We start from the raw sequence: 24,700 nt of genomic DNA, 5'->3' as shown, positions 1-24,700 counted from the left end.
ATACCCAAAACTTTGCAATGGATTACAGACTAATGCCCATAATAAAAAAGCCCTGAATGCTCAGGACTTTTTCACGGCAAGAAAATGCTATTGCTGTTTCACATTCAAGTATACATCCTCTTTTCCATGGAATCCTCCCTGAATGATGACGGAGTCCATATTTTCCCTGGTAACTGCCACCGGACTTAGTTCCAGACTGGGAACATCATAGGTCCCATCGTCAATGGTGGTTTCAATCCCTTCCAAAGGTTCCCCCTTCCCCAGCCTCACTGCATATTCCGCGGCGATTCTGGCTTCTTCCTCCACAGATTTAAAGGCCGTCATATTCTGAGTCCCTTCCACGATTCTCTGACAGGCCATCAGATCCCCGTCCTGCCCCACCAGGCAGACCCTTCCTGCCATCCGGTCCTCTGACAAAGCCCGGAAAACCTGAGTTGCCAGATCATCATTTCCACACATGATTCCCTTCACATCCGGGTGTTTTTCCAGGGCTTCCTTGGCATAGTCAAAGGCATGCTCCGAAAGCCATCCCTGGCAGTTGCTTTTATAGACCACCTCCAGGCTTTTCCCCTTTATCACCGATTCAAATCCTTCCCGGACCATTGCCACATTATGATCCGTTTCAGGGCCCTGGATCATGAAAATTTTGCCTCCTTCAGGAATGTTCTCCACCAGGCTTTCCGCCATCAGCCTTCCCACCTCCCGGTTGTCAAAGGATATGTACATATCGCAGTCCGCATTCCGGACCAGCCGGTCATAGCTCATGGTTTTAATTCCAGCATCCTTTGCCTTTTTCATGACATCGGATAAAGCTTCGCAGTCTCCGGCCACCACCACGATCACATCCATCTGCTTTTTTATGAAGTACTTGATCTGCTCGATCTGCTCGCTTACATCCCCGTTGGCATTTTGCACATTGACTTCAGCTCCCAGTTCTTTAGCCGTGGATACAAAAACATCCCGGTCCCTGATCCACCGCTCGATCACAAAAGAATCAATGCTAAGCCCGATCTGTAAGGGCCTTTCTCCTGCTTTTGCCAAAACCTGGGTCTCTGCCTCTGCCTTGGCATTTGTACATCCTGCTGCCAGAGCACAGCAAAGCACCACCACCAGTAACAAATTCCCTCGCCCCATTTTCATAACACTTACCTCTCCCTATACTCGCTTGGCGTCATCCCCTCATACTTTTTGAATATCCGGCTGAAATAATTGGGATCACTGTAGCCGGACATGATACATACCTCCTTGATGCTGTATCTGGAATCCTCCAGAAGACGCCTGGCGTTTTTAATCCTGGTTCTGGTTACATATTCTATGAAATTCTCTCCCACCTCCTGCTTAAACAATTTACTGAAATAATAAGGACTTATGTCAACCATTCTGGATACATCGTCAAGAGAAATATCCCTGGTATAATTCTCATCAATGTAGGCCTTGACCCTGGAAACCACATTTTCATACTCTCTTTCCCTGGAAGTGCTGATGTTTTCGCACACCTCCCTTGTCTTATTCAAAAACCACCGCTTAAGGGCCTCCCCATCGGCAGCCTCCTTTAACTCTTCCAAATAATTCTCCCGGTAACGGAAGCCATAGCGGACATTTCCGGCCTCAAAAGCCCGCCTCTCCAGCCTCATGACCAGCTCCAATATCTTTATCTCTATATTAGACCGTACATTTCCGTCATGAACCAGCATCCAGTCAAAAAATTCACCGGCACAGGACAGCGCCCCTTCCCGGTCTGCCTTTGTCCCCCTTTGAAGATACTGGTTTTCTAAGTCTAAGGGATATTCCCCATCATAATCAGATACCGCCGGGATATCCGTAATGTGCACTACATGACTGTCGCTTTCCCGCAGGGATTTTAAGGCCTCCTTGTAGGAATCCCGGATTCCTTCCAGAGGCTTTACGGATCCTATCCCGCCTCTGCATTTCATGTCCGTAGCGCTTTCCAGCTTATGGATCATATTCCGGGTCCTTGTAATGATTTCCACCCGTTCCTCATACCGTACCTTTTCCTGTTCAAAGGAAAGGAACAGCACCAGCCGGTTTCCCATGGCAGGTCCCAGAACACAGTCAAAATAATCCTTTACAATCTCCCTGACCATGGAATAATGCTTGTTCACCCGGACGCTGACCCCTATGGCATTGGTCATGGTCCCCCCTTCAATGGTGTCCCCGAATTCCAGGACGATCATAAATCCATAAGACTTTTTTATGTCCAGCATTTCTATATAGCCGTTCTTTGAAAGCTCTGAGTCCTCCTGGAGCACATTGTAGATAAACCCGCTTTCAATCATGGGAATTACGATCTCAAGCTTTTCTCTGATCTTTAAATCATCGCTCAGCCTTTGTCTGGCTTCCTCCACCTGGTGCATGGCCTTTACGCACACATCCAGAATCCTCTTTTTATTCACCGGCTTCATCATGAATTCCATGACCCCTAAATTCACCGCCTCCTGGGCATAAGAAAATTTGTCATAGGCCGTTATAATGATGAATACAACGGAAGGATTGAATTTGCGCACCTCCCTGATGGCCTGGATGCCGTTTAATCCCGGCATCTGGATGTCCACAAATGCAATGTCCGGACGGAAAGAACCGGCCTGCTCAATCACTGCCCTGCCCGTCTTGACACAGACGATCTCACAGTCGCTGCCAAAATTGGACTTTATAATATGGCTGATGGATTCCAGCATGATTCCCTCATCATCAGCTACCAGTATGCGAAACATGTACATCTCCCCCTCTTTTTGGAATCCTTAGGATTACAGTGGTTCCTTTATCCTTCCCCTCACTGAAGATATGGAAAACATCGTCATCATTATAATAAAGCTCCAGCCGGGAAATCACATTGTGAATGCCGATCCCTGTAGAATCTGCTGCCACCGCAGTCTGTCCTCCCCTGCGTATCCTGTCAAGCTCATTCTTTTCCATTCCAGTCCCGTTGTCCCTGATCCGGATCTCTATTTCCTCCCCATGATCCTCAACGGTCAGATGGATCTCTCCCCCTCCCTCCATATTCCGGATTCCATGGGTCACCGCATTCTCCACCAAAGGCTGTAAAATCATGCTTGGAATGGGAGCATCCATGGCCTCCTCATGGATCCTGGAATGATACCGGATATCTCCTGCAAAACGGACATTTAGTATGTAGACATAATTCTCCACCGCTTCCACCTCTTCCCGGATGGTGGCATCCCTGGAACCCTTTTTTACATTATAGCGGAAGAAATCTGCCATCTTCTCCATGAATACCGAGGTTTTCTCTGCATCCTCCATCATGGCCAACTGGACTCCTGCATTTAAGGAATTAAAAAGAAAATGTGGATTGATCTGAGACTGAAGGTATTTTAGCTGGGCTTCCTTTAAGTGGTTTTCCATTAGAAACTCCCGCTCTTTCATCTCCTGTTCCTTTTCCGCGCTCTCCTTAATTTTATTCACATACTCGTCCAAACTATCCACCATTTGATTAAATGTCCCGGTCACGATCCCCAGCTCATCCCCTGTGCCTATGGCAGGCACCTTTACGTGAAAGTTTCCCTGTCCTACCAGCTTAGCCGTATGAGCCAGGTTGGTGAGAGGGGTAACGATATCCTTTGTCATCATCATCATGACCGTCAGGCTTATGACCATGACGATCATTAAGATCACAGAGCTTATGACCTCTAAATACTGAAGGGCAGCCTGCAGGGTCTGGTAGCTGGCAGAATTGTTTTTAAACTGACGGCTGTTTAAAACTGAAATGTCATGGTTTATAAACTGGTAAAGCTTCAGGGCGGACTCATAGGAGCTTTTGTATTTCTCCACATTCTGCCCCCGTTTGGCCTGTACGGTCTCATCTGTGACAGCCAGATAGCTGTCCGACATATTGCGGATATTCTTTTCCAGGATCTGGATCTGATTATCGGTCACGGCAACGTTAAGCCCTTCCAGCAGCTTTCTGTAATCCTGCTCCGCCCGGTAATAATCGGTCAAAGACTCTGAATCCTTTACCTGCAAGTATTTGTACATGTAATTCTGCACATCGGAGAAAACATCTGACAGCTCATTTAAGTTCACGTTGCTTATGTATACAGAATTCATTCGCTCCACCATCTGGTTGATCTGGGCGTAAATGAACAGATTGCTGGCAAAAAGTATGACCGCTGTCACCGCAATTTCCAAAAACAGCTTGCGGGCGATGGGCAGGTTTTCCCATAGGTGTTTCCATTTATTTTTCATAGCCGCTCCATTAATCCCTTATGAAATCTGACGCATTTTCCTTTGTCACAAACTGTAAATCCACACTGTAAAAGGAATTGGTCCTCCCGTCGTGTATGGACTCTGTAAGGGCCTGTACGCTGAATTTCCCCATCTGGCTGGTATCGATGCAAAGGGTCATAGCCATGGTCCCCTTTCTGACCGCCTCTAAGGCAGCCCTGGATTTATAATAGCCGATGACCTGGGTTTTCCCTACGCAGTTGTAGTCTATGACCGCCTGGTACACGGCCTCCGTATCCACTTCATCCATACACACAATAATGTCCGGCGGCCCCTGTGGATTCTGGAATAGGTTGCGCACAATTTCTTCTGCTTCAAAGGCCCTTCCGGAGGGGATCTTACTTTCTTCCACCTTGATCCGGTCCCCGGTCTCCTTTGACGTGACCATCCGGTTGTTGATCTGATTAAAGATCTGGGACTGGTTGCTGTCAATGGAATTGTCATGAAGGAGCACCATCACCCTGGCCTTCTGGGAATCCTTGGGTATAACCTTCAGTATCTGATTTCCGTATTCCTGCCCCAGCTCATAGGAATTGATCCCAACATAGCTTTTCCGGTCCGTGGATGGCGCATCGTTTAATATGGTGACAACAGGGATCCCCTTTGCCGCCGCTTCATTGATCCGTTCCTCCAGATTTTCTTCTCCCGTAAATTCCAACAGGATGCCATCCACCTTTGCTGCTATGCTCATCTCCATGAAATCCACGGCAGTGTATTCTGACGACTGGTTCCTTCCCTTAAGCTCCACATAAGCGTCGTGGAGGGCAGCTTCCTCCCGAACGCTTTGATACACATCGTTCCAGAACTGGGAATCCAGGTTATTGATGATCATGACATAGTGGTACCGGTAGGTCCTTGTATTTTCCGCATGCTCCACCCCTATCTTCTTTAACACGTATCCGTAAAAGGAAGAGGTTAAAAGCGTAAGGAACACAATGCCTGACAATCCTCCCAGTACCAGCATCAGCAGGCTTTTCTTTCTCTTATCCATGGTTATCCCCTTTGTAAAGCATTCAAATGCACTATCATCATTATACTAAATCAGGAAGAAAAAATAAATGAAAAACAGCCCGGTTTTTTACCGAACTGTCTGACACTGCGTTTTATCTCTCTTTGTTCCAATATTCTTTGTTCATGGTAAGGCTTAAAATCAGCCACCTGGGCAGAAATTGGTACCGTTTTCCCAAAAGATATCCCATGTATTTAAAACCGCTCTTTACTATCACCCCAGGGATAAGCCATGGTTTCCCTTCCTTTAAAAGCCAGGCGCAGGTCTTTTTCACAAGGCGGATCCCCTCGCCTTCCGAACGGATCCCCTCAAATACCTCCGGATGATCTGCCTGGGATACCGCCAGGTCAAAATTCCGTTTAAGCTGGGCAATACAGCCGTAATTGTGGGAATGGTATACTTTTGCATCGGCAGCGTACGCAACCGCCTGTCTACGGTTCATGACCGCATTCCCCGCATAAATCATGTCTTCATTAAAAATAGTCTTCTCTATAAATCCTCCGGCCTCTAAAAATTCAGCCCGGTCATAGGCACAGCATACGTTGGAAGCAAAGAAGGTCTTGATTCCCAGCTCCTCCAAATCCTTAACCGTCTTTACCCGGCTCTGCTCCGGGTAGTTAAAGGAACGGGTATACTGCTCCGCCAGGGCGCAGTCAGGGTTTGGAAGCTGCCTTCCATAGGCCATAACCACCTTTTCTCCGCCTTTTCCCCTTTGGTCAAGGCCCTTTACCAGCGCTTTTATTAAGTTCTTATCCGCCGGAACCGCGTCATCGGTCATAAACACCATGACATCAGCCTGAGAATAACCGGCTCCCAGGTTCCTGGTCCCGCCATGGTCAAATTCCGCTTTCCTCACATGGTGCACTTCCAGGTCAGGCACCTGGCTGTATTCCTCTTCCTTCCAATAGGACTGTTCCGTGTTCATGATGATGATCCGCCGGATGGGGCAGGACTGCTCTCCCAGGCGTTTCAAAAGGCGTTTTAAGGTCTCCCCCGGCTTGTATACCGGGATGATCACATCAACGGTTTTTTCCTGCCTTTTTTCTTCCATTGTAATTTCCTCTACCTTCCAGTTAAATACTCCGTAGCAAGCTGGGGAGTATTTAACCCCGCCAGCAGCCGCCAAGGTCAAGGGAGCTTGACTTTGGCTCCTTGCCTTGGGGTGAATCAATGGCGCAGACACGCCGTGGAACAGATGCGTATCAGAGCATAGATGCTTACAAAGCATTCCAGATACCAGGCGCTTTTCCTTAAATCCAGGCTTGTGACCAGGCGTTTGTCAAATATGACCAGCAGCACAAGGGGCAGAAGGGGAATAAAATACCTTCCCTGGACGCCTGTAATATAGGTAAGATCCTTTGGCGTCCAGCCTAACAGCATGGAGGCCAGAACCAGACAGGCGCTTAAAAACACCAGAAAAACCATCCAAAGCTTTTGTCCGCCTGACATGGGGGCGTCTTCCCCTTCCCGCCTTATTACACTGACAAAGAGCACATACCACAGGATGGAAAGACAGAAGGGAGGCACTGTTAAGTTAGGGTCTAAATTGCCCAGAAATCCTCCCAGCATGGTGGTCAGATAATAATCAAACTGGGTCACCAGGGTTTCATAATATACCTGAAAGATTTGATAGGGGTGTTCCCACACATCCTTGAGGGTATACCCTGCCGCTTCGCTCCATCCTACATAGCTTTCTGTGGAGGTGGCCCAAGCAGAAAGGACCAGGCGGTTTACCAGATACACCGCCAGAATGACGGACAGAATGACGCCAATGACAGAGATCCAGTAATGTTTTTTGGACTTAAATTTGGAAGCTGGAATAAACAGGCAGATCCCCGCCACAGGCAGATAAACGATTTTTCCAGGCTCCAGAAGGATCAGTAAAAGGGCCAGAAGAACCGTATCCCTTACGGTCACCTTCTCTTTTTCATAGGCCAGATAAAAGCACCAGGACAGAAACATCATGGACAGGCCGATAAAAGCCGTATCATAGGAAAAAGACGCTGCTAAGTGAAGGGTCATGGGAAGGCACGATACTGCCATGAGAAGCTCCTTTTTAAAGGGCATGACCCGGACGGCCATGGCTGCCATACCTGCAAAAGCCAAAAGATTAAACAGTCTGCCAAGATATACCAAAGGAATATATCCCAAATGAAGCAGCCTGGCAAGGCTGATCCCAAGGGCCTGGGGAAGGTAAACCACGGGCGTGGTGTTCACCGGTATTTCATAGCGGACCGTCATTCCCTGGCTGTTGTCAAGGGAAAACATCTCCGTAAGGACCATGTTGTAGGTGGTCTGCCCCACACTGATATAAAGTCCGGGAACGTCATCACCCCTTCGCACCAGAACATTGGCCCCGCGGCCAATCCTCTCTTTCTCTTCCTCATTTGCCTGGGCAAGAAAAGCCTCATCAGCCACCGCCGGTTTTCCCATAAGCTGGTTGGAAAGCCGGTAAGCGCTGGTAAAATGAGCCGCCTCATCAGGTGTGGAAAAGGGAGTCAGCACCAGCATGTAAAACAGACCCAGAATCACCACTGTCCCTGGAAACAAAAAGAACGGGGGATCCTTAAATATCCACAGGATTCCTCCCAGACATACCAGAAATCCACAACCGAACACGATCAGCCACCAGTAAAAGCGGCGGACCGCCTCGAACTCCGGAGAAGGGATCCCCACAATGGTCTCCATATAGGTTTTTATAAAAAGAAAGGCGAGAAAAAGAAAAGTTCCTGCAGTAAGCCACAGTCCCTTTTTATTCAGAATGAGCTTCACCATGACCCTCCTCCTTCTCTCTGGCCTCTTCTCTGTCAAGAGCCAGCAGCTGGATCAGTTCCGTCATTCTCCGCTCCAACTGGGATATTTTAATAGACTGGAAAAAAACCTTTACCAGCAGGATAAAGATCATAAAGGTAAAGATAAAATTAGCGGTGGAATAGGTTCCCACCATCAGGGATATGAAATCAGCCAATCGCGGGAATAAGCTGAACACCACTAAAAGCAGGGCAAACATCACCCAGAAGATGGAATCCTCTATCTTCATCTTGGAATGGCGTATTCTTCTTAGCACATAAAATGTGAGCAATATGGAAACGCATATCAGTACGCAGCGAAGCAAAACCGTCATGTTACGTTCTCCCTTCCTTTATCTCCTGTTCCTAATACGGAAACTCTGTACCAGCAAAATGGAAAACAGCATTTTCCCCATATACCGGGCCGCATTGAACGGATTCAAATAGCTCTCTCCCAGGATCCGTTCATCCATGATCACCGGGATCTCCGCCACCTTTGCTCCCTGCCTGATCAAATAGGAAATGGTATCCGGTTCCGGGCCGTAATTTAAGCCGTCGGCAAATTCCTTGATCATTTTCCTGCTGAACATGCGCATCCCTGAAGTAGGGTCACTGACCTTTACCCCTGTGGTGAACCAAATGGAGCCGCTTAAGAGCCTGCTTCCTAACATCCGCATGGAATGGGTTTTTCTCTCCGTCACAAATCTGGAGCCGATAACGATGTCATAGCCTTCATCCATCTTGTCTTTCATGGGCAGAATGTATTCCGGCCGGTGCTGCCCGTCTCCGTCAAACTGTATGGCATACCGGTATCCCCGCCGGTGGGCATACTTAAGCCCGGTCTGGAAGGCTCCGGCAAGTCCTAAATTCATAGGCAGGTCGATGATTTTCCAGCCATGCCTTCTGCAGATATCCGCCGTGTGATCGGTGGAACCGTCATTGATGATCACATAATCAAACATGGGATAGTTTTCAATGACTTCCCCCACCACGCGCTCAATATTTAAAGCTTCATTGTATGCAGGTATCACTACCAGTACCTTATCCATCATTTCTTCCGTTCCAGCCTCCCTTTTTCCTCTGTACTGCCCATGTTTTTTGGACGTAAAGCCATGTCCCCAGGGCGTTCCTCTGTAATAAAGACACGAACCGCCTGTCCCATAAAGCAAAGCATGAGAAGCAGCATTTCCAGCATATAGGAAAAGGCCCCTCCGTTGATCCCTCCCTCTCCAACAAACCAAAAGGATAGGAAGAAAGAAAGGATACAGACCGGCACATAGCCGAAAAAGATCCGTTTCTGCTTTTTCATGATCACAAGCACATAGTAAAACAGATTCATGACCGCAAAGAACCCGCCCCCCAGCACGATGTAAAGAAGCCCGGATTTATAAGGCTTAAGCTCCACATTGGAAATAGCTCCCAGCACAGGGACCCCGATGGCCCAGGCTCCTGCCAGAGCAATCACCGTCAGGAGGGCTATGATCCCGGTAAGCTTTTTTAAGCCTGATTTGAATTCCTGAAAGTTCTTCTCCTCCCACTGGTAAGACATCCTGGTCAGGAAGGGACGGATCACAAAATTAGCCGCCAGGTTGATGACCGAGGTGGGCATAAAAATAGCCACAAAAACAGCGTTGTCTGTAGCAGTCATCTGGGCATCCACGGCATATTTTGCCATGGCAAAAATGAGCCCGTCTAAAAAAACAGACAAAAACAGCAAAAAACCATCCTGCAAAAGCTTCCACTGCCTGCCGGGCGTCCTGGTAAACACAATTCCCGGTACACCCTCTGCCACCCTTTTATCAAACAGAAGGATCCCTGCTCCCTGAGACAGGACCGCAACCACGCAGGAAAATAACAGCTCTTTTGTAACAGCCAGAGTTCCTAAAAAGCAGAACACGGACAGCAGAGTACGAAAGGCCATGGCCTGTCCCGTAAGATACAGCCGTCCATTCCTCTGGAATTCCGATTCATACACATCGGCAAACCCGTCAAGAACCTTATATACCACCATCAAAAATACCACCAGCGCCTTTTGGACCGTATACCCTGCTGATGGGGACAGAGTATTGAAAATGATATAACACATTCCAAAAAGGACTGCCATGAGGCAGGTGACCAAGCGGGCAAGGCGGTATTCGGAAAAGGTATAGCTTTGGCTAGTATCCGTGCTCTGCAGCGGCCTCATGCCGAAATAGGCCACCAGAAACATCTGCTGCCCAAATGTGCTGAAGGCAAAACCAAAGATCCCTCCCTGTTCCGTCCCTACCAGATGGTTTACAAGGGCCGTAAGGATCATGCTGGAACCGGCATAAACCAGGCTTCCGATCATATTCCAGGCCACATTTTTTCGTTCCATTTATTTTCCCCTGTTTTCCTCTTATTGCCCATGTCTTTTGGGCATCAAGGGATGCCCGCAGGGTATTTCCTCTTATTGCCCATGTCTTCTGGGCATCAAGGGATGCCCGCAGGGTGTTTCCTCTTATTGCCCATGTCTTCTGGGCATCAAGGGATGCCCGCAGGATATTTCCTCTCATTGCCCATGGTCTTTGGGGCATCAAGGGATATCCCCGCCAGGCATTATTCCATAATATTCCTTTATTCTACAATATCCAGCTTAAAAAGTAAACTTAAAACCACCCTGCCTACTGTTTGATGATCCTTAAAACGCGGCACAGGTACAAAAAAGCCTCAAGCCGGAACAGCCAGGATAGCCCCACATAGACTATAACTCCCACAAGGATCTGGACAATGAGAGTCAAAAGGGTCCCATTGACCACATATTGTACTCCGTAGGAAAAAAGACACATTACGGCTGATAGGAGAAGGGAGGGAAGTACATCCTTCCACTGCTCAAAAAAGCTGTAGTTTAAAAGCTTTTTATTGGGATAGGCATTGATAAAGGTGCAGATGAAATCAGTCACTGCCTTTAAGGCCACCATGGTATAGATCCCAAAGGGGATGCTCACCAGAAGCGCAATCATGCTCACCGTCTTCTTTATGATTTCCAGTTTGAGGAATATCTCACTTTTTCCCAGGGCATTGATGGCCTGTAAATTGGCCACATGAAGAGGCCAGGTGGCATAGGCCACACACAGCATCCGTAGCATGGGAACGCAGGGTAAGTACCGGTCTGTCAAAAGCAGCTTTACCATAGGCTCTGCCACGGCAATCAAACCGGCCATCATGGGAAATACCAGATAGGAGCTGGTAACAATGGACCTTCTCACCATCCGCTTCACCCTTTCCCGGTCCTCCTGACAGGCGGAAAAAGCCGGAAGCATAACCGACTGGATGGCCGCCCCCAGATTGTTTGCAATCAGGGCTGGAAACTGGTTTCCTCTTGAGTATTGCCCCATCATGGCGGAATTATATACTTTCCCGATCACCAGCCCGTAAACATTATTAAATACCGTATCAATAAGACCGGAACAAAGTATTTTCCAGCCATAGGAAAACAATTCCCCTGCCTTTTTAACGGAAAACAGAAACCTTGGCCTCCATTTCACCAGAAATAAAAGCATGACCATCAGGAAAAAGCTATAAAAAAACTGCTGCATGACAAGGGCCCATAGCCCCTTTCCCCTTGCGGCCAGAAAGACGCCGATCACACCGGAGCACAGGGCGGCAAAAAGGCTTGCCAGGCAAAGTTTCCGAAATTCCATGTTCCTTGCAACCACGGCGGACTGTACGGAGGTGACGGCGCCGAAAAACAAGGTAACGGAAAGGACCCGGAGCACCGGACCAAAAACAGGCTGTCCATAAAAGGACGCAATAGCCGGTGCCGAGAAAAAGAGAACCACATACAAAACAAGGGCAATGGCCCCGCTGATATAAAATGCGGAGGAATAATCAACCTCATCCACTCTTTGCTTCTGGATCAGGGAGGTATTAAAGCCGCTTTGTACAAACACATTTCCAATGGTAATGAATATCATGATGAGCATGACTTCCCCGGACTCTGCAGGCGTCAGCATCCTGGCCAGCAGAACCGATACAAGGAACTGAATTCCCTGTGTACCTCCGTTTTCCATCACTTTCCAAAACAGGCCGGAAAGGACTTTTTCTTTCATATTTTCCTGGTACATACTGGCTTTTCTCCTTGCTTTACCAATTAACATTTCCGCCTTATTGTACTATATTCCCCAATAATTGTAAATCGTCTATAGCATTTTGGAATTAATTGTGTTAGAGTATAAACGAATATACTTTCTATTTTAAAGAATTCAGGAGGTTTTTATTTATGCGTAAACTGACACGCAGCCTGATGGTACTCTGCCTGACGGCTGCTCTTGTTTCAGGACAGGCTTCCCTTGCATGGGCAGAAGAAGCATATGGACCGGGATTTAAAAATGGTGTCCCTATCAGCCAGAGTGACAGCACGCCTGAGACGGAGAGCCAGACTAACTCCCAGACTCAGGGAAGCTCAACTACGGAAGAAGCGGAAACCGCTTTGGCAAATGCCGGCATAGACATTGGAAAAGAAGGGGAAGGCAGCGGTGAAGACGGTGTGGTAGACGAAGCCACCAAGGCCGCCCAGGAAGCCTTAAAAGCCAATTTTCCCCGTCTTCAGACTACGGTTATGATCGGTGACAGCAACTGGTCACAGCCTTTTGTAAATGATGCATGGATCACAAATAACGGACAGGGATTTCACGGATTGTCCACCTTTCTCACCAACATTGTAGGAAACGTGCTTTACCGGACCTATACCTCCAGCACCGGATGGTCTCCATGGGTTTTAAACGGGCAGCAGACTACCAACTATGCCAATGATATTAATATAGAAGCAGTGCAGATGCGGTTCTCCGGTTATGTGAATAACCAGTTCGACCTTTATTATACCGCACAGTTGGAAGACGGGACCACCATGGGCTGGGCCAAAAACGGAACCACCACAGGTACCATGGGCACCGGCCATTACATAACAGGGCTGAGAATGGCATTTTACGCCAAGAATTCCCAATTTCCCTATGCAACGGAAAAACCTGTAATTTCTGCCGTTGCTGACGGAATGCAGCAGATCGACGGCGGCCTCCGCTACTTTAACGGAGACGGAACATCCTTTACCGGATGGGCATGGGCAGGCAATGAGCGTTATTATTTCCAGGATTCCTATCTGGTAACCGGATGGCAGTATATTGACGGCTACAAATATTATTTCGACGAATCCGGAAGAATGCTCTCTGACTTAGAGCCGATCATCGGTGCAAAGGGGCCCTATCTCATCAGTATCAATAAGACCATGAACTGCATGACCATCTTTGTCAAGGACGGGGACAACGGCTTTATTATTCCGTTAAAATCCTTTTTGACCTCTACCGGACCAGACACTCCTCTTGGAACCTGGAAAACACCGGAGAAATACCGCTGGAGAGACATGAACCACGGAATCTTTACCCAATATGCAACCCGTATCTGGAAAGGCTTCCTAATTCATTCCATTCTGTACAGCAGCCCTAACGCCATGACCCTGGATCCGACGACTTATAATTATATGAGTATCGCCCAGTCCGCCGGATGCGTCAGACTCCTCTCCGGTGATGCCAAGTGGGTATATGACCACTGTCCTATTGGAACTACCGTTACAATTTACGAATCACCGGTTCCTGGACCATATGAAAGACCGGCCATTGAACAGATCATACCTGAAACCCAGACCTGGGATCCTAGCGATCCTAATGTTGCACGGTAATTGGAACCGGAAACCTTATATTAATGAAAGCCATGGGCAGGAACCGCTTGAAACGGATCCTGCCCATGGTTTTGCTTTCTTACCCTTTTTTTCCCAGAAACATCTTCCTTAACAACCCGTAAGCCCCCGGAGTCCGGTACTCAGCCTGGATGAAAAATTTGGTTCTGGGCGTCAGTTCTTTGTAATACCTACCGTACTCAGGATTCATGATCTCTTGAAACTGCCTGGTATTGACCATGGTATGATAATAAGTCCGTTTTGCTGCACTCTCCGCCGCTTCCCTTAAACGTCCCTCTGTGGCAACGTCAAATTCCTCATACACCTTTTTCATCCGCTCCCAGTAAATCTGCTGCTTTATGGCATAATCCCCGCTTTTGCCCTCCGTAGTCCAGGAGCCGGCCACTCCCACCCGGTAGGCGCTCATTGGCTCATCCATGTAATAACCGCAGCCTTTGGCAGCCGCCATCATCTGCAGAGGGGTATCTCCCACAGGACAATCCACATAATAATCCGGAAGCTCCTTTACCAGGCGGGAGGGAAAGACCATGGAGGACATGGCATAACCGGAAGGCTTGTCCACGATCTCCTCCGGCGTGATCACCCGGTTTCCCCGGTAAGGGCGCATCTGGCCTTCTGTCAGAGCCCTTCCCACCAACTGGATTTTCGCGCTGTGTATGCAAAGGGTGCAGTCCGGATGTGCCTCCATGTAATCCACCTGCTTTTGCATCTTATGAGGAGATGTCCAGTAATCATCTCCGTCGCACATGAAAATGTATTTCCCCCTGACCCGGGGAAAATTAAAGGCACCGCTGATATTGTCGATCCCCTGGGAATACTGGTTTTTCGTCTGTATAAGGGGCTTCACCTTATCCGGGTATTTTTCCCCATATTCTCTCAGAATATCTCCTGTCCCATCGGTGGAGGCATCATCATGGACCAGAATTTCATATTCAAAATCCGTTTTCTGCATCAGAAAGCTGTCCAGGGCCTGCCTGATATAAGCCCCATGGTTAAAGGTCAGACAGCTTATGCTGGCCATAATTTTCGAACGGTCAACGCCACTCATTCCTCTCCGCCCTTTCCTGTATTTACTTTTGTAATATATTCCTCATATTTTCTTGCAATATACATGCCTGTGATTTCCCCAAATGGCTCCATGGCCTCTCCCGTAAAGCACCTTAAATGATTGATAACACAGTCATATCCCGCCATACAGGAAAACTCCACACCTCCGGAAAAACGGGGATTGCATTCCAGCATGTGATACGTTCCGTCTTCCCCTTGAATAAATTCAAAGTTCACGCATCCGTTGATCTTAAGGGCATGGGCGATTTCCCTGCTCATGGCTTCCAGAAGAGGATCTGAAAATACAAGAACCGAGGTCCCCGCTCCGTTAGGGGTCCGCAAAAGCTCCTTCCGGCAGACAGCCCCGCTCTCTCCTGTTTCCCCCTGCCTTACCACGTCTACGGTAATGATGCTTCCCTGGTAAAAGGGCTGTACGATCAACTCCTCAGAGCTCACACTTTCCAAAAGGCCCTTCATCTCGTCATGAGAGTGGATGTAACGAAGCCCCTGACTGCTTCTTCCGTTAAAGGGCTTGACAACCGCCGGATAGGAAAGGTCCTCCAAATCCGCTTTTAAAAGCTCCCAAGTGGGAATGGGGTTTCCAATACCTTTTTCCGTAAGAAAACGGCACAGCTTCCTTTTATCCCTGCATATAGAAAGGGTTTCCTCCGAAGACAGGCATAAGGTCACAGAGGCCTTTGACAATTCCTCCCGGTGGCGGTTCCATACGTCCACCTCCACATCCGTGAGAACAATCAGGGCCTTCACCTCTTCCTCCCTGCACAGCTTTAAGACAGAGTCCACATACCTTTTCTCGTCTGTGGCAAGGGGGACCTGGTAAAAAGACGCCACATTCCCGGAATCAGCGATCCATTCTCCCGGATAAATATCGCAGCCAACCACCCGGAAACCGCCTTTTATTAAATTCTTAATAACAATATCTGCCGAAAATGACCCAATCGCAGTCACCAGCGCTGTATCCATAATTTCCTCTTTCCTGCCCATGATTTTTGGGCATAAAGGTATACCCGCAGGGTGTTTCCTCTTTCCTGTCCGCTTTTACGGGCATAAAGGTATGCCCTTCGGGCATTTTCTAGCCTTCCAGCAAATAGGTCACGGAAAGCTCCTGGGCAAACACGCATTTCACTACCAAAAGCCCGGTTTTTTCACAGATTTCCCGTACCACTTCCTCCGCATCATAGCCGCTGCCCCAGAAGCTGTTGTTATCCACCGTAACAAGGATTCCCCGGCTTACATCCTTTCCTTCCAGGATCTGATCCACATTTGCAAGGCCTTCCCTGCTTGTCACATAAAACTCCCTGTAACAGGAAAGAGTCCTTAAGTCCTGGGTCAGGGCCGCCATCCGGTAATTGGTCACGTAAAGGCAGGGAAGATTTCCATATTTGTTCGCTTCCTCAAGCCTTGCCGGCTCATCCCTGTATAGATACTGCACAAAGCCATGGCGGTAAGAGGACAGGGAAAGACACAAAAACAGGACCGAAACCAGAGCCATAGCCGTCCTCATGGCAGGCAAAAAGGCTTTTGTCATGCGCCACAAAAGCCAGATCCCTCCAAGGACCAGCAATGGATAAAGGCTGCAAATGTAACGGGGAGACGGAACCACTGCCACGGAAGCAATGGTCAAAACAGCGGCAGGACAGGAAAGCAAAAAGAGCCAGCCTCCCATTCCTTTGGGCTTACCCATGGCCGCCCTCTCCTTCTCCCTACCCAGGAAAAAGGCGGCAGCCACAGCTCCTGCTGCCAATAACAGAATTACAGGAACAGCCTTGTAAATACCGGAGAGAAAATCCGAATTAATCCCATAGCCATAAGATTTTAAGTTGGTGATCAGGATATCCAGATTGCCGATGTTCTTTTTCGTCTCCTGGGCCACTATTTCATCGTCCCTAGTGAGCTGTGTAATGCAGGCAGGAAAAAGAACAACCGCCGTACCCACAGCGCCAAAAAGGACGGCTGCATAAAGGAATGCATCCTTAAAAGCCCTTTTCCAAAGCTTCCACAGGAAATAAACTGCGGAAAGGTAAAAAGCAAAAATCACAAAGTAATATTGGGTAAGCAGCCCACAGACTGTCACAAGGAAGATGAGAAGCAGCTCCCTCCACCTTTGCCCTTCTTCCTCCATCCTTTCATGGAGATATCCGCTTAGCACAGTAAAAAGGGTCATTGCCATATACATGCGGAGGTAAACGGTATAGCTGACCGCCCCTGCGGAAAATCCCCAGATGACCACTGGAACAAGCCCCAGCCAGAAGCTTTTCATAAGCCTGCTTCCCAGAAGCCACAGAAAGATCCCGGTTATGAGAAAGCAGACCAGGTTGATCCCTATGCCAAACCACTTGGAATACGTCCCCGGAAAAAAGGAACAGACCGTATGGAGAAGGAAATAAAACACCGGCGGATGCACATCCTGGCTCTGATTGTAAATGACGGAGCCATATGCAAACCGCTCTCCCTTTTGTACGGTCATGTAATCGTCAATGACTGTCTTATCCGCCCACTGGTCAAAGATCTGGTCCCCATAGGAAGTGATAAAGGGTTTATAATAGCCGTTGGACAGTCCAAAGGAATAAATTTCGTCGATAAAATAGCCCTGCTTCCGGCTTCCAAACCAGCACATGACTCCGGCCTGAAGTATAAGAATAAAAATCAAGGCCAGCAAAGCCCTTTTCTTTTCTTCTCTCCACTGATTCATATATTCCTCCTGCCTACAGCCCGGTAAAGCGGGTATTCCCAGTCTGCTTCCCTGCCTGCTCACGAACCCACGCTGCATTCAGATAATCAAAATACAGGGGAGCCCCGCCCGTATGGATAAAAAGAATGTTCTCAGGTTCATGGGACTTTGTTTTTAAATACTTTAACATGCCGGAAAAGGCTTTTCCCGTATAGGTAGGGTCCAGAGGAATCCCAAAGCGTTCCATCATCATGCGGATCACGGACTCAATGTCCCTGTCATAAAGACCATAGCCACCGCATACATATTCATCTTCAAAATGTACAACCTCCGGATCAACCCCTCCAAATCGGGCCACCTCGCTTTTCCCCCGGACGGCCGGACGGGCAACGGAAATCCCTGTAACATCGGCATGTCCTCCGTACTGCTTCTGCCCTGCTATAAGACCTCCCTGGGTCATACCTGTCCCGCTGGCTAAAAAGATGCGGTCAAAAACCAGTTCATGTTCTTCCTCATATTCCAACAGTTCCCGGTAGGCTTCGCAATAGGCTCTGGAAGCTGCTTTTTCATTTCCCATTCCATAGCTGTCACCGAAAACATAATAAGGCCGGTACCCTTTGGATTTCAGCTCTGCCATAAGCTTATCCACCCCTTCTGCCACATTGTTCTTATGACAGAAACGGATGTGAGCGCCAAATCCCTCCACCATCCTGCTGTTAAAGGTTCCTTCCTCCACCACGTCTTCCCTGGGAGTAAGTACATAGCAGGGAATCTCATATCTGCTGCATAGGTTGGCCAGGGCGCGGCACATATTGGAACGGCTGCTTCCATAGGCCACCAGGCAGTCACAGCCCTTCTCTATCATATCCTGATAAAATTCCCAGGCGATCCGGACCTTATTGCCTCCAAAGGAAAAACCTATGAGATCATCCCGCTTGATAAAAATCCTGTGGGCTGTATCCGGAAGCCTGATCTCCTGCACCGGAGTCTTAAGCATTACATCCTTCATTGACATTTCCTTTCTCTCTTCCTATCTGGTTCCCAAAATAATGCCGCAGATGCGGTCCACCTGATCCAAAGGAAGTTCTGCGTACAAAGGCAGGGTCAGCACACTGTCTGCCGCTTTTTTGGCCACAGGAAGACATACCCCGGAAAATTGCTCCCGATAGCACTCAAAGTCCGTGATCAGAGGATAAAAATATTTTCTGGCAAAGATATGATGGGAAGCCAGCAGCACATATACTTCATCCCTTGTGAGAGAAAAGCCATCAAAGGCAACAGGAAAATAGGCATAGTTCTGGCTAACTCCCTCTTTCGGCTCCATCAGTCGGATGCCCGGGACTCCCGTCAAATGCTCCCGGTACCGTTCTGTCACCAGCCTGCGCTTTTCAATGTTTTCATCCACATGGCGAAGGTTGCAGATGCCCATGGCCGCCTGGAATTCATTCATTTTCCCATTGCCGCCGATGTATTCTACGCTTTCCTTGCCGGTGATGCCGAAATTCTTCAAATAATTAAATAAAATCTCCAGGGATGGATCCTGAAAGGTCACAGCCCCGCCTTCAATGGTATTATACACCTTTGTAGCATGAAAACTGAACATGGAAGCGTCTCCGTAGGTGCCGATTCCTCTCCCATCCACCTCAACGCCAAAGGCATGGGCGGCATCATAAATCACCTTAAGATTATGTTTTTTTGCGATTTTCCCGATTTTATCTACATCACAAACATTTCCATAAACGTGAACCGGCAAAATAGCAGTAGTCTTATCTGTAACCAGTCCTTCGATCTTATCTGCATCAATGGTATAGTCCTCCTCCCGGATATCGCAGAATACCGGGGTTAAGTTATTTCTCACAATGGCATGAGTGGTGGAGGCGAAAGAAAACGGGGTGGTGATCACCTCGCCGGACAAATTCATGGCCTGAAGCGCCATTTCAAGAGCCATATGCCCGTTAACAAACAGAAGCAGCTTTTGTACCTTTAAGTACTCCTTTAACTGCTCCATCAGTTTTTCATGAAATTCCCCCATATTGGTCATCCATGCAGTATCCCAGATCGGCCTGATCTCTTCTATAAACTCTTCATAGGAAGGCATAGACGCTCTCGTCACTAAAATTTCTTCTTCATTGTCCATGGGTTGCGGACATAGGGGCATGCCTGCAGGGAATTCCTTTTCTTCTGGTAACATAAGCCAAATATCCTCCATTTTCCGGTCAGATGGAAAACATCTGGCCCAGCGTCCTCATAGGGGTGCTTTTCATTAATTTGTATTTCCAAATGATAAAAATCTTTTCCGCCCGTCTTTTCCCGGAAAGCATGATAAAATGCTCCAGCGTCTCCCTTTTCTCCTGGGACATCTTATTTCCATAGAGTTTTAGAAACTGCTGTGCCTGCGCAAACATTTTCCTGTAATTTTCCCGGACAGCGTTCTGATTCCGGATCCGCTCTGCATACTGTTCCTTACCGCTTTTAGACCCTACCTGGTTGTCCCCGTGCTGCCGGTAAAGGACCAGGGGACGGTCAAGGTAGGATATCCTTCCAAAACAACTTGCCAAAAGCCCAAGCCACCAGTCATGCATGACGCATTCTTCCGGGATATGAGCCAGCAACTGTAGAAACGCCATGTTGACCATGACAGTATTCCCTGTGATGTTATTTTCCACCAGATAATGGCTGAACCGATTGTCATGAATCGCGATTTTCTGGTATTTTGCCATAGATTCATGCAGAATGCAGCCCATTTTATCCGTAACAGACAGATCCCCATGGACCAGCAGGGGAATTTCCGCTCCCCATTCCGCTTCCAGCCTCTTCATCTCCCTTAAAGTAACTTCCACCTTATCCAGAATCCATACATCATCCTGATCACAAAGCATGACATACTCATCGGACACCGATGTCAGCAGACGGAAGAAATTATTCTGGGCACTGCCGGACCTTTCGCTGTTCCTAAGGCTCCTTATCCGGCCCGGATACCGCTCCTCATATTCCCGGATGACAGCAGGAGTTCCGTCTGTAGAAAGATCATCGGAAATCACTATGGACAGATCGGAAAATGTCTGGTTTAAAATAGACTCCAGTTGATCCCGTATATATTTTTCTCCGTTATAGGATGCCAGAAGCACAGACACCATACGTTTTTCTCCTTTTCTCTTTTTGACACACGTTTGGGGATCGGAAATACTCTGAGGATATTTCCAGCCCCAAAAGCAAAACCTACCAGGACAAACCCAGAATCTTCGTCAAAAACCAGATTTCACCCATAAGAAAACCCAGAAAAATCCTTACCAGCCATTCCTGAAACCGGTTAATCCCCAGATACTTTTTATAATAATGAAGCTTGCTCTTATGAAGAAGAGCCTGCTTCCTTAAAATAGATTTCACACTCTTATCAATGGACACGGAATGAAGGTGTACATAGGACTGATCCAAAAGCAGCACAGTCCCATATCCTTTTTTCTTCAGCTGAAACCCCAGAATTTTTTCTTCATAATAAAGAAAAACCTCTTCATCATAAAGACCGCATTCCATCAGGGCATGGATATCCGCCATAAAAAGAGAGCCAAGGACCGCATCCACGTAAACGTAACGCTCTTTCTCCCTTTCCTGTCCGTTTTTTTTTTCATCCTGATATTCCCCCAGGGTATTTCCGCCCTGCGGCTTTTTAAAATCTGCCTTTAATTCCGGCCGATCATTCAGCCAGGGGGCAAAAAGCCGTCTGGTAATAAGCCCCGTATCCAGAAGGTCCCTTGCCAGGCCGTTGATCCGCCAGCTTGACAGAGCAATGGCTCCCGTCCCATCTCTGGTAACCGCCGCCGCAACTCCCAGCCTGCTTGTCTTTAAAAAAGAGTCCTTCATGGCCCGGATACATTCCTCAGAAACCTTTACATCAGGATTGGCAATGAGCACATGGGTAGCGTGAAGCGTCCCTGCTGCATACCGGATTCCCAGATTATTGCCGTATCCATATCCCCCGTTTCTTTCCGAATGGATAAAATGGACCTTGCCTCCTTCAATTGTCTTAAGCTTTGAAAGAGAATCATCGGTGGAACAGTTATCCACGACCACAATGGAGTCCAGAGTCTGGTAATTAGCTATGGAGTTTACCAGACTTATGGTGGTTTCCGCATCATTATAATTGAGTACGATACAACTAATGTTCATATCCGCTCCTCTTTAAGAACTCCTTCTGGAATTAATCACCTGCATCCCAAACCTGGCGCTTACAAAGTCCCTTACAGGCGGACATAAAAAGGTAGCATAATTCATCATATGATAGGCAGCCATATAAAGCCGGGTCCCCTGTTCCTTAGGTGCTCCTGCCCACGGGGTGAGGGAGAGATAATGGTCGTAAGCCCTGCGGTAATGGTTTAAATTCCCTTCTTTCCAGGGCCTTTCATCTCCCATAAAATGGAGAATCGCAGGATGTTTTTTAATCTCTTTAAACCCTTTTTCTGTAAGCCTCCCATAAACAGGGGACAGCCTTACCAGATGGCTGTACCGGTAATAACGGTAATTGGTAAAAAAGTTATAACGGGGAGACAAGGGTCTGATTCTTCCCTTCAGCGCTCCATTAATGGTATCCTGGTCCCCTGCAAACAATTTTCCGCCCTTGGAACAGTAAAAATCCAAAAGCATTTTCTGGGCGTTTTCCTCTTTCCAGCGTTTCATATCAATCAGAAGAACGCCGGAATTATAATAAGGCTCTGATGGCAACAAACCGATTTCTTCCTTAATAGCTGGATATATGGTCGGCTCCATCACTGCGCCTAAAAGAAAGGACTTTAAGTCTGTCTCCCAAAGCTTTTTTAAGGAAGAGAGCACCACCGTATCACAGTCTAAATACAGCACCCGGCTGGTTTCCTCCGGGAGGACCTCTCCCACAAACAGCCGGGCCATAATGCTTAAATCAAAGCCTCCCGTATCCACTTCATAAGAGAAGCGCTCCTTTATATCTCCCAGTTCCATGATTGTCAGCTTCCGCCTGAACCGACTGGCTACCGACTTAAGCCTCTCTTCCGTTTCTTTTGACAGGCCCATAGACAAAATGAAAACATGGATATCCTGTTCTTCCCTGTTATGTTCTAAAAGGGAATAAAGCGACACAGCCAGATGTCTGGCATAGTTGTCATTCGAAGCATATACAACGTTCATAAAGTCCTCCGGTCTCATTCTATTTCCGTTGTATTGTACTATATCTCGCATAAAAAGTAAACCGCTTAGGGGCATTGCATCATTCGTTTATCTTCTCCATAAATGTTTCATAGCTGTCTGATTTCATCAGAAAGGATATTTTCTGATAATCATTTGCAGTACTTCCCAGCCATTCAAAAAAAGTGCTCAGATTATGTCTCCCATTCTTACTGATCGCAGGCATCAGGACCAGTTTGACGGAATATTCTCCCCACTTAATAGGTTTTTCCAGGATCCCCACAGCGATTTTCGATTCCAGGCTCTGCAAGGAAATGGGATGGGGAACTGCGAAGGAATATACAAAGGAGGTAGGAGACATCTGCTCTCTCTTTATAACCTCTTCCTGAAACGTTTCATCCACTACTCCGGCCTGTACCAGCTTCTGACTCAGAAAACCAATCACCTCCAGCGGGGTCTTAAAATCCAGACCGGTAAAAAACAACCGTTTCTCAATAATATCGGCAATGCTTCTGGTAAAATCCGCCTGATATCTCTTCTCATCCAGATAGTTCAATGCCTGGAATATCTTTCCTTCATCCTCTATCCGCACAAAGATGGAAATCTGTACAGTAAGAATATTTAAGTCGTGCTGGAGGGGAAGAGTCGTCAGAATTAAATCCGGCTTTTCACTGAGAACCTTTTTCCTTTCAAAAAAATTATGGCAGTCTACAATGTAGATCCGTTCCCGGAATACTTTCTCAATCTTATCTACGCATAAACTGGACAAGGCCTGATTCATGGGGTATATCATCAGTACCCGGTATTTCTTCCTGACCTCCCTTTTTTCTAAAGAAGCGCCGATATACTGTGCAAGATAACTGATATCATCCTCATCAATTTTTATCTTTTCCTTTTCCTGTATAACCTTTCCGGCGCAGATTGCCATTTCAAAGATCTTAGGATATTTCCCTTTGATCTCGCCTGTGTAAAAATCAGAGATATCTATTTTCTTTCGTTTCCTGACGATCATCTGCAGCACAAGCGCTCCAAGTCCTGATTTCAGTTCTTCATCATCACATAGATTCGTGCTGAAATTTCTTTTTATCTCCTGTAGAATATCTTCGGCCAGCAGACACAGATCCGGATCCGGATTACCGATCCTGTCCTGATCTTCCAAAAGCATATCTTCCCTTTTTACCGCAATCAGTGATGCCAGATAAATAACTTCTCCCTCGTATTTCCCAACGATAGACTGCCGCTCCATTTCCTGAAAGAATTCATCTGCGATCCGGTATTCCAATGGAAATCTGTTCTTCATGTCTTTCCAGCCTTCCACCTCCTCTTCGCTGATGTATTTCCCACGTATCATCCTCTTCAGTCCGGTTGCTACGCTTATGAGTAATTTGGGGATTTCTTCTTTTCTTATTTTATATTTATACTTTTCCCACAACAAACTCAGTTTCTCCGATATTATGGAAGCAGGAATTCCTTCAAACTCCCTGCTCAGGCTGTCAAGGTTCAGGATATTGTTTTTACGCTTGTCAATGATTAAATCCCGGTAAAATCTTCTCTTCTCCTGTTCATCTCCTTCCAGGCTGATGCAATTTTTTTTACGCAGTATTTTTAGGGATTTATATGTATCAGTCAACTTTTTCAGTTCCCTCAGTTCCTTTTCCAATGTATTCTGGCTGATAAATATTTCCTCTGATAATTGAAAAAGGCTGATCTTATCTGTGCAGAACAGTAATTTTTTTATCACATAATGACACCGCTGTTCTGTTGTCTGGGGAATCCTTATTTCTTCACAAGCTTTGTACTCTTCCAATGCATGAAAGCAAAAGCGGTATCCAAATTTGATATTTGATTCTATTACCGCTGGTTTTCTGCTGCTGTTGATCCGTTCGATATCATAACGTATGGTTCTGTCAGAAACGTTAAGAATCGCCGATAATTCCTGTCCGGTTTTCCATTTTTTCTCACTTCTTAGTAAAGAAATAATCTTTTCCTGTCTGTCGTTCAACATAACCCCACTCCCAATCATGGTACCCTGTTTGAAA

General features: G+C 47.3%; 20 protein-coding genes. 1 reads left to right on the top strand and 19 read right to left on the bottom strand.

Annotated features, from left to right (window positions below):
* Positions 1-87 precede the first annotated feature (87 nt).
* The 10 genes from ACYVD3_RS23020 to ACYVD3_RS22975 form a co-directional block, all read right to left on the bottom strand.
* On the bottom strand, positions 88-1,140 hold the full coding sequence (locus ACYVD3_RS23020; RefSeq protein ID WP_460644840.1) for a sugar ABC transporter substrate-binding protein: 1,053 nt from the start codon (positions 1,138-1,140) through the stop codon (positions 88-90).
* Positions 1,141-1,145: 5 nt separating this feature from the next.
* Entirely contained in the window at positions 1,146-2,732 is a 1,587-nt protein-coding gene (locus ACYVD3_RS23015; RefSeq protein ID WP_460644839.1) for a helix-turn-helix domain-containing protein, read from the bottom strand.
* Positions 2,710-4,221, bottom strand: coding sequence for a sensor histidine kinase (locus tag ACYVD3_RS23010; protein WP_460644838.1), 1,512 nt, complete (start codon positions 4,219-4,221; stop codon positions 2,710-2,712). Before ACYVD3_RS23010 ends, ACYVD3_RS23015 begins: the two co-directional genes overlap by 23 nt.
* Before the next feature lie 10 nt (positions 4,222-4,231).
* Positions 4,232-5,251, bottom strand: a complete 1,020-nt coding sequence (locus ACYVD3_RS23005; RefSeq protein ID WP_460644837.1) for a substrate-binding domain-containing protein — start codon at positions 5,249-5,251, stop codon at positions 4,232-4,234.
* A 112-nt stretch (positions 5,252-5,363) separates the two neighbouring features.
* Complete coding sequence (locus ACYVD3_RS23000) at positions 5,364-6,320, bottom strand: glycosyltransferase family A protein (protein ID WP_460644836.1); 957 nt, start codon at positions 6,318-6,320, stop codon at positions 5,364-5,366.
* A gap of 116 nt (positions 6,321-6,436) precedes the next feature.
* Positions 6,437-8,044: a DUF2142 domain-containing protein gene (locus ACYVD3_RS22995; protein WP_460644835.1), complete on the bottom strand. Its 1,608-nt coding sequence runs from the start codon at positions 8,042-8,044 to the stop codon at positions 6,437-6,439.
* On the bottom strand, positions 8,022-8,393 hold the full coding sequence (locus ACYVD3_RS22990) for a DUF2304 domain-containing protein (RefSeq protein WP_460644834.1): 372 nt from the start codon (positions 8,391-8,393) through the stop codon (positions 8,022-8,024). Before ACYVD3_RS22990 ends, ACYVD3_RS22995 begins: the two co-directional genes overlap by 23 nt.
* Positions 8,394-8,411: 18 nt before the next feature.
* The gene (locus ACYVD3_RS22985; RefSeq protein ID WP_460644951.1) at positions 8,412-9,107 is read right to left on the bottom strand and encodes a glycosyltransferase family 2 protein; all 696 of its coding nucleotides are present in this window, start codon (positions 9,105-9,107) and stop codon (positions 8,412-8,414) included.
* A complete protein-coding gene (locus tag ACYVD3_RS22980; protein WP_460644833.1) occupies positions 9,107-10,414 on the bottom strand; it encodes a lipopolysaccharide biosynthesis protein in 1,308 nt (435 codons plus the stop codon). Before ACYVD3_RS22980 ends, ACYVD3_RS22985 begins: the two co-directional genes overlap by 1 nt.
* Before the next feature lie 286 nt (positions 10,415-10,700).
* The gene (locus tag ACYVD3_RS22975; protein WP_460644832.1) at positions 10,701-12,143 is read right to left on the bottom strand and encodes a lipopolysaccharide biosynthesis protein; all 1,443 of its coding nucleotides are present in this window, start codon (positions 12,141-12,143) and stop codon (positions 10,701-10,703) included.
* Positions 12,144-12,298: 155 nt separating this feature from the next.
* Between ACYVD3_RS22975 and ACYVD3_RS22970 the strand changes: the two genes are divergently transcribed.
* The gene (locus tag ACYVD3_RS22970; protein WP_460644831.1) at positions 12,299-13,750 is read left to right on the top strand and encodes a L,D-transpeptidase; all 1,452 of its coding nucleotides are present in this window, start codon (positions 12,299-12,301) and stop codon (positions 13,748-13,750) included.
* Between the two features lie 79 nt (positions 13,751-13,829).
* Here the strand turns inward: ACYVD3_RS22970 and ACYVD3_RS22965 are convergent, their stop codons facing one another.
* The 9 genes from ACYVD3_RS22965 to ACYVD3_RS22925 all read right to left on the bottom strand — a co-directional run bounded on the left by ACYVD3_RS22965 (position 13,830) and on the right by ACYVD3_RS22925 (position 24,666).
* The gene (locus ACYVD3_RS22965) at positions 13,830-14,816 is read right to left on the bottom strand and encodes a glycosyltransferase family 2 protein (RefSeq protein ID WP_460644830.1); all 987 of its coding nucleotides are present in this window, start codon (positions 14,814-14,816) and stop codon (positions 13,830-13,832) included.
* On the bottom strand, positions 14,813-15,799 hold the full coding sequence (locus tag ACYVD3_RS22960; protein WP_460644829.1) for an ATP-grasp domain-containing protein: 987 nt from the start codon (positions 15,797-15,799) through the stop codon (positions 14,813-14,815). The genes ACYVD3_RS22965 and ACYVD3_RS22960 overlap by 4 nt, the downstream gene beginning before the upstream one ends.
* A 109-nt stretch (positions 15,800-15,908) precedes the next feature.
* Positions 15,909-17,528, bottom strand: a complete 1,620-nt coding sequence (locus ACYVD3_RS22955; protein ID WP_460644828.1) for a hypothetical protein — start codon at positions 17,526-17,528, stop codon at positions 15,909-15,911.
* 13 nt (positions 17,529-17,541) lie between these two features.
* Positions 17,542-18,516, bottom strand: a complete 975-nt coding sequence (locus ACYVD3_RS22950) for a 1-aminocyclopropane-1-carboxylate deaminase/D-cysteine desulfhydrase (protein WP_460644827.1) — start codon at positions 18,514-18,516, stop codon at positions 17,542-17,544.
* A 21-nt stretch (positions 18,517-18,537) separates the two neighbouring features.
* The gene (locus tag ACYVD3_RS22945) at positions 18,538-19,698 is read right to left on the bottom strand and encodes a DegT/DnrJ/EryC1/StrS family aminotransferase (RefSeq protein ID WP_460644826.1); all 1,161 of its coding nucleotides are present in this window, start codon (positions 19,696-19,698) and stop codon (positions 18,538-18,540) included.
* 25 nt (positions 19,699-19,723) lie between these two features.
* Positions 19,724-20,644, bottom strand: a complete 921-nt coding sequence (locus tag ACYVD3_RS22940) for a glycosyltransferase family 2 protein (RefSeq protein WP_460644825.1) — start codon at positions 20,642-20,644, stop codon at positions 19,724-19,726.
* 82 nt (positions 20,645-20,726) lie between these two features.
* Positions 20,727-21,674: a glycosyltransferase family 2 protein gene (locus tag ACYVD3_RS22935; protein ID WP_460644824.1), complete on the bottom strand. Its 948-nt coding sequence runs from the start codon at positions 21,672-21,674 to the stop codon at positions 20,727-20,729.
* A 12-nt stretch (positions 21,675-21,686) separates the two neighbouring features.
* Positions 21,687-22,664: a glycosyltransferase family 8 protein gene (locus tag ACYVD3_RS22930; RefSeq protein WP_460644823.1), complete on the bottom strand. Its 978-nt coding sequence runs from the start codon at positions 22,662-22,664 to the stop codon at positions 21,687-21,689.
* 79 nt (positions 22,665-22,743) lie between these two features.
* On the bottom strand, positions 22,744-24,666 hold the full coding sequence (locus ACYVD3_RS22925; RefSeq protein WP_460644822.1) for a BglG family transcription antiterminator: 1,923 nt from the start codon (positions 24,664-24,666) through the stop codon (positions 22,744-22,746).
* Between the last annotated feature and the right edge of the window lie 34 nt (positions 24,667-24,700).

The sequence above is a fragment of the Lacrimispora brassicae genome (assembly GCF_054772055.1).
Note: the sequence above shows the minus strand (reverse complement) of the source record. Positions and strands in the feature narration are given on the sequence as shown.

Coding starts and splice junctions, on each gene's coding strand:
- ACYVD3_RS22950 (WP_460644827.1), bottom strand. CDS start 18,516: ATGAAGGATGTAATGCTTAAGACTCCGGTGCAGGAGATCAGGCTTCCG.
- ACYVD3_RS23010 (WP_460644838.1), bottom strand. CDS start 4,221: ATGAAAAATAAATGGAAACACCTATGGGAAAACCTGCCCATCGCCCGC.
- ACYVD3_RS22925 (WP_460644822.1), bottom strand. CDS start 24,666: ATGTTGAACGACAGACAGGAAAAGATTATTTCTTTACTAAGAAGTGAG.
- ACYVD3_RS22965 (WP_460644830.1), bottom strand. CDS start 14,816: ATGAGTGGCGTTGACCGTTCGAAAATTATGGCCAGCATAAGCTGTCTG.
- ACYVD3_RS22945 (WP_460644826.1), bottom strand. CDS start 19,698: ATGTTACCAGAAGAAAAGGAATTCCCTGCAGGCATGCCCCTATGTCCG.
- ACYVD3_RS22970 (WP_460644831.1), top strand. CDS start 12,299: ATGCGTAAACTGACACGCAGCCTGATGGTACTCTGCCTGACGGCTGCT.
- ACYVD3_RS22955 (WP_460644828.1), bottom strand. CDS start 17,528: ATGAATCAGTGGAGAGAAGAAAAGAAAAGGGCTTTGCTGGCCTTGATT.
- ACYVD3_RS23015 (WP_460644839.1), bottom strand. CDS start 2,732: ATGTTTCGCATACTGGTAGCTGATGATGAGGGAATCATGCTGGAATCC.
- ACYVD3_RS22975 (WP_460644832.1), bottom strand. CDS start 12,143: ATGTACCAGGAAAATATGAAAGAAAAAGTCCTTTCCGGCCTGTTTTGG.
- ACYVD3_RS22995 (WP_460644835.1), bottom strand. CDS start 8,044: ATGGTGAAGCTCATTCTGAATAAAAAGGGACTGTGGCTTACTGCAGGA.
- ACYVD3_RS22935 (WP_460644824.1), bottom strand. CDS start 21,674: ATGAACATTAGTTGTATCGTACTCAATTATAATGATGCGGAAACCACC.
- ACYVD3_RS23005 (WP_460644837.1), bottom strand. CDS start 5,251: ATGGATAAGAGAAAGAAAAGCCTGCTGATGCTGGTACTGGGAGGATTG.
- ACYVD3_RS22985 (WP_460644951.1), bottom strand. CDS start 9,107: ATGGATAAGGTACTGGTAGTGATACCTGCATACAATGAAGCTTTAAAT.
- ACYVD3_RS22990 (WP_460644834.1), bottom strand. CDS start 8,393: ATGACGGTTTTGCTTCGCTGCGTACTGATATGCGTTTCCATATTGCTC.
- ACYVD3_RS23000 (WP_460644836.1), bottom strand. CDS start 6,320: ATGGAAGAAAAAAGGCAGGAAAAAACCGTTGATGTGATCATCCCGGTA.
- ACYVD3_RS22960 (WP_460644829.1), bottom strand. CDS start 15,799: ATGGATACAGCGCTGGTGACTGCGATTGGGTCATTTTCGGCAGATATT.
- ACYVD3_RS22940 (WP_460644825.1), bottom strand. CDS start 20,644: ATGGTGTCTGTGCTTCTGGCATCCTATAACGGAGAAAAATATATACGG.
- ACYVD3_RS22930 (WP_460644823.1), bottom strand. CDS start 22,664: ATGAACGTTGTATATGCTTCGAATGACAACTATGCCAGACATCTGGCT.
- ACYVD3_RS23020 (WP_460644840.1), bottom strand. CDS start 1,140: ATGAAAATGGGGCGAGGGAATTTGTTACTGGTGGTGGTGCTTTGCTGT.
- ACYVD3_RS22980 (WP_460644833.1), bottom strand. CDS start 10,414: ATGGAACGAAAAAATGTGGCCTGGAATATGATCGGAAGCCTGGTTTAT.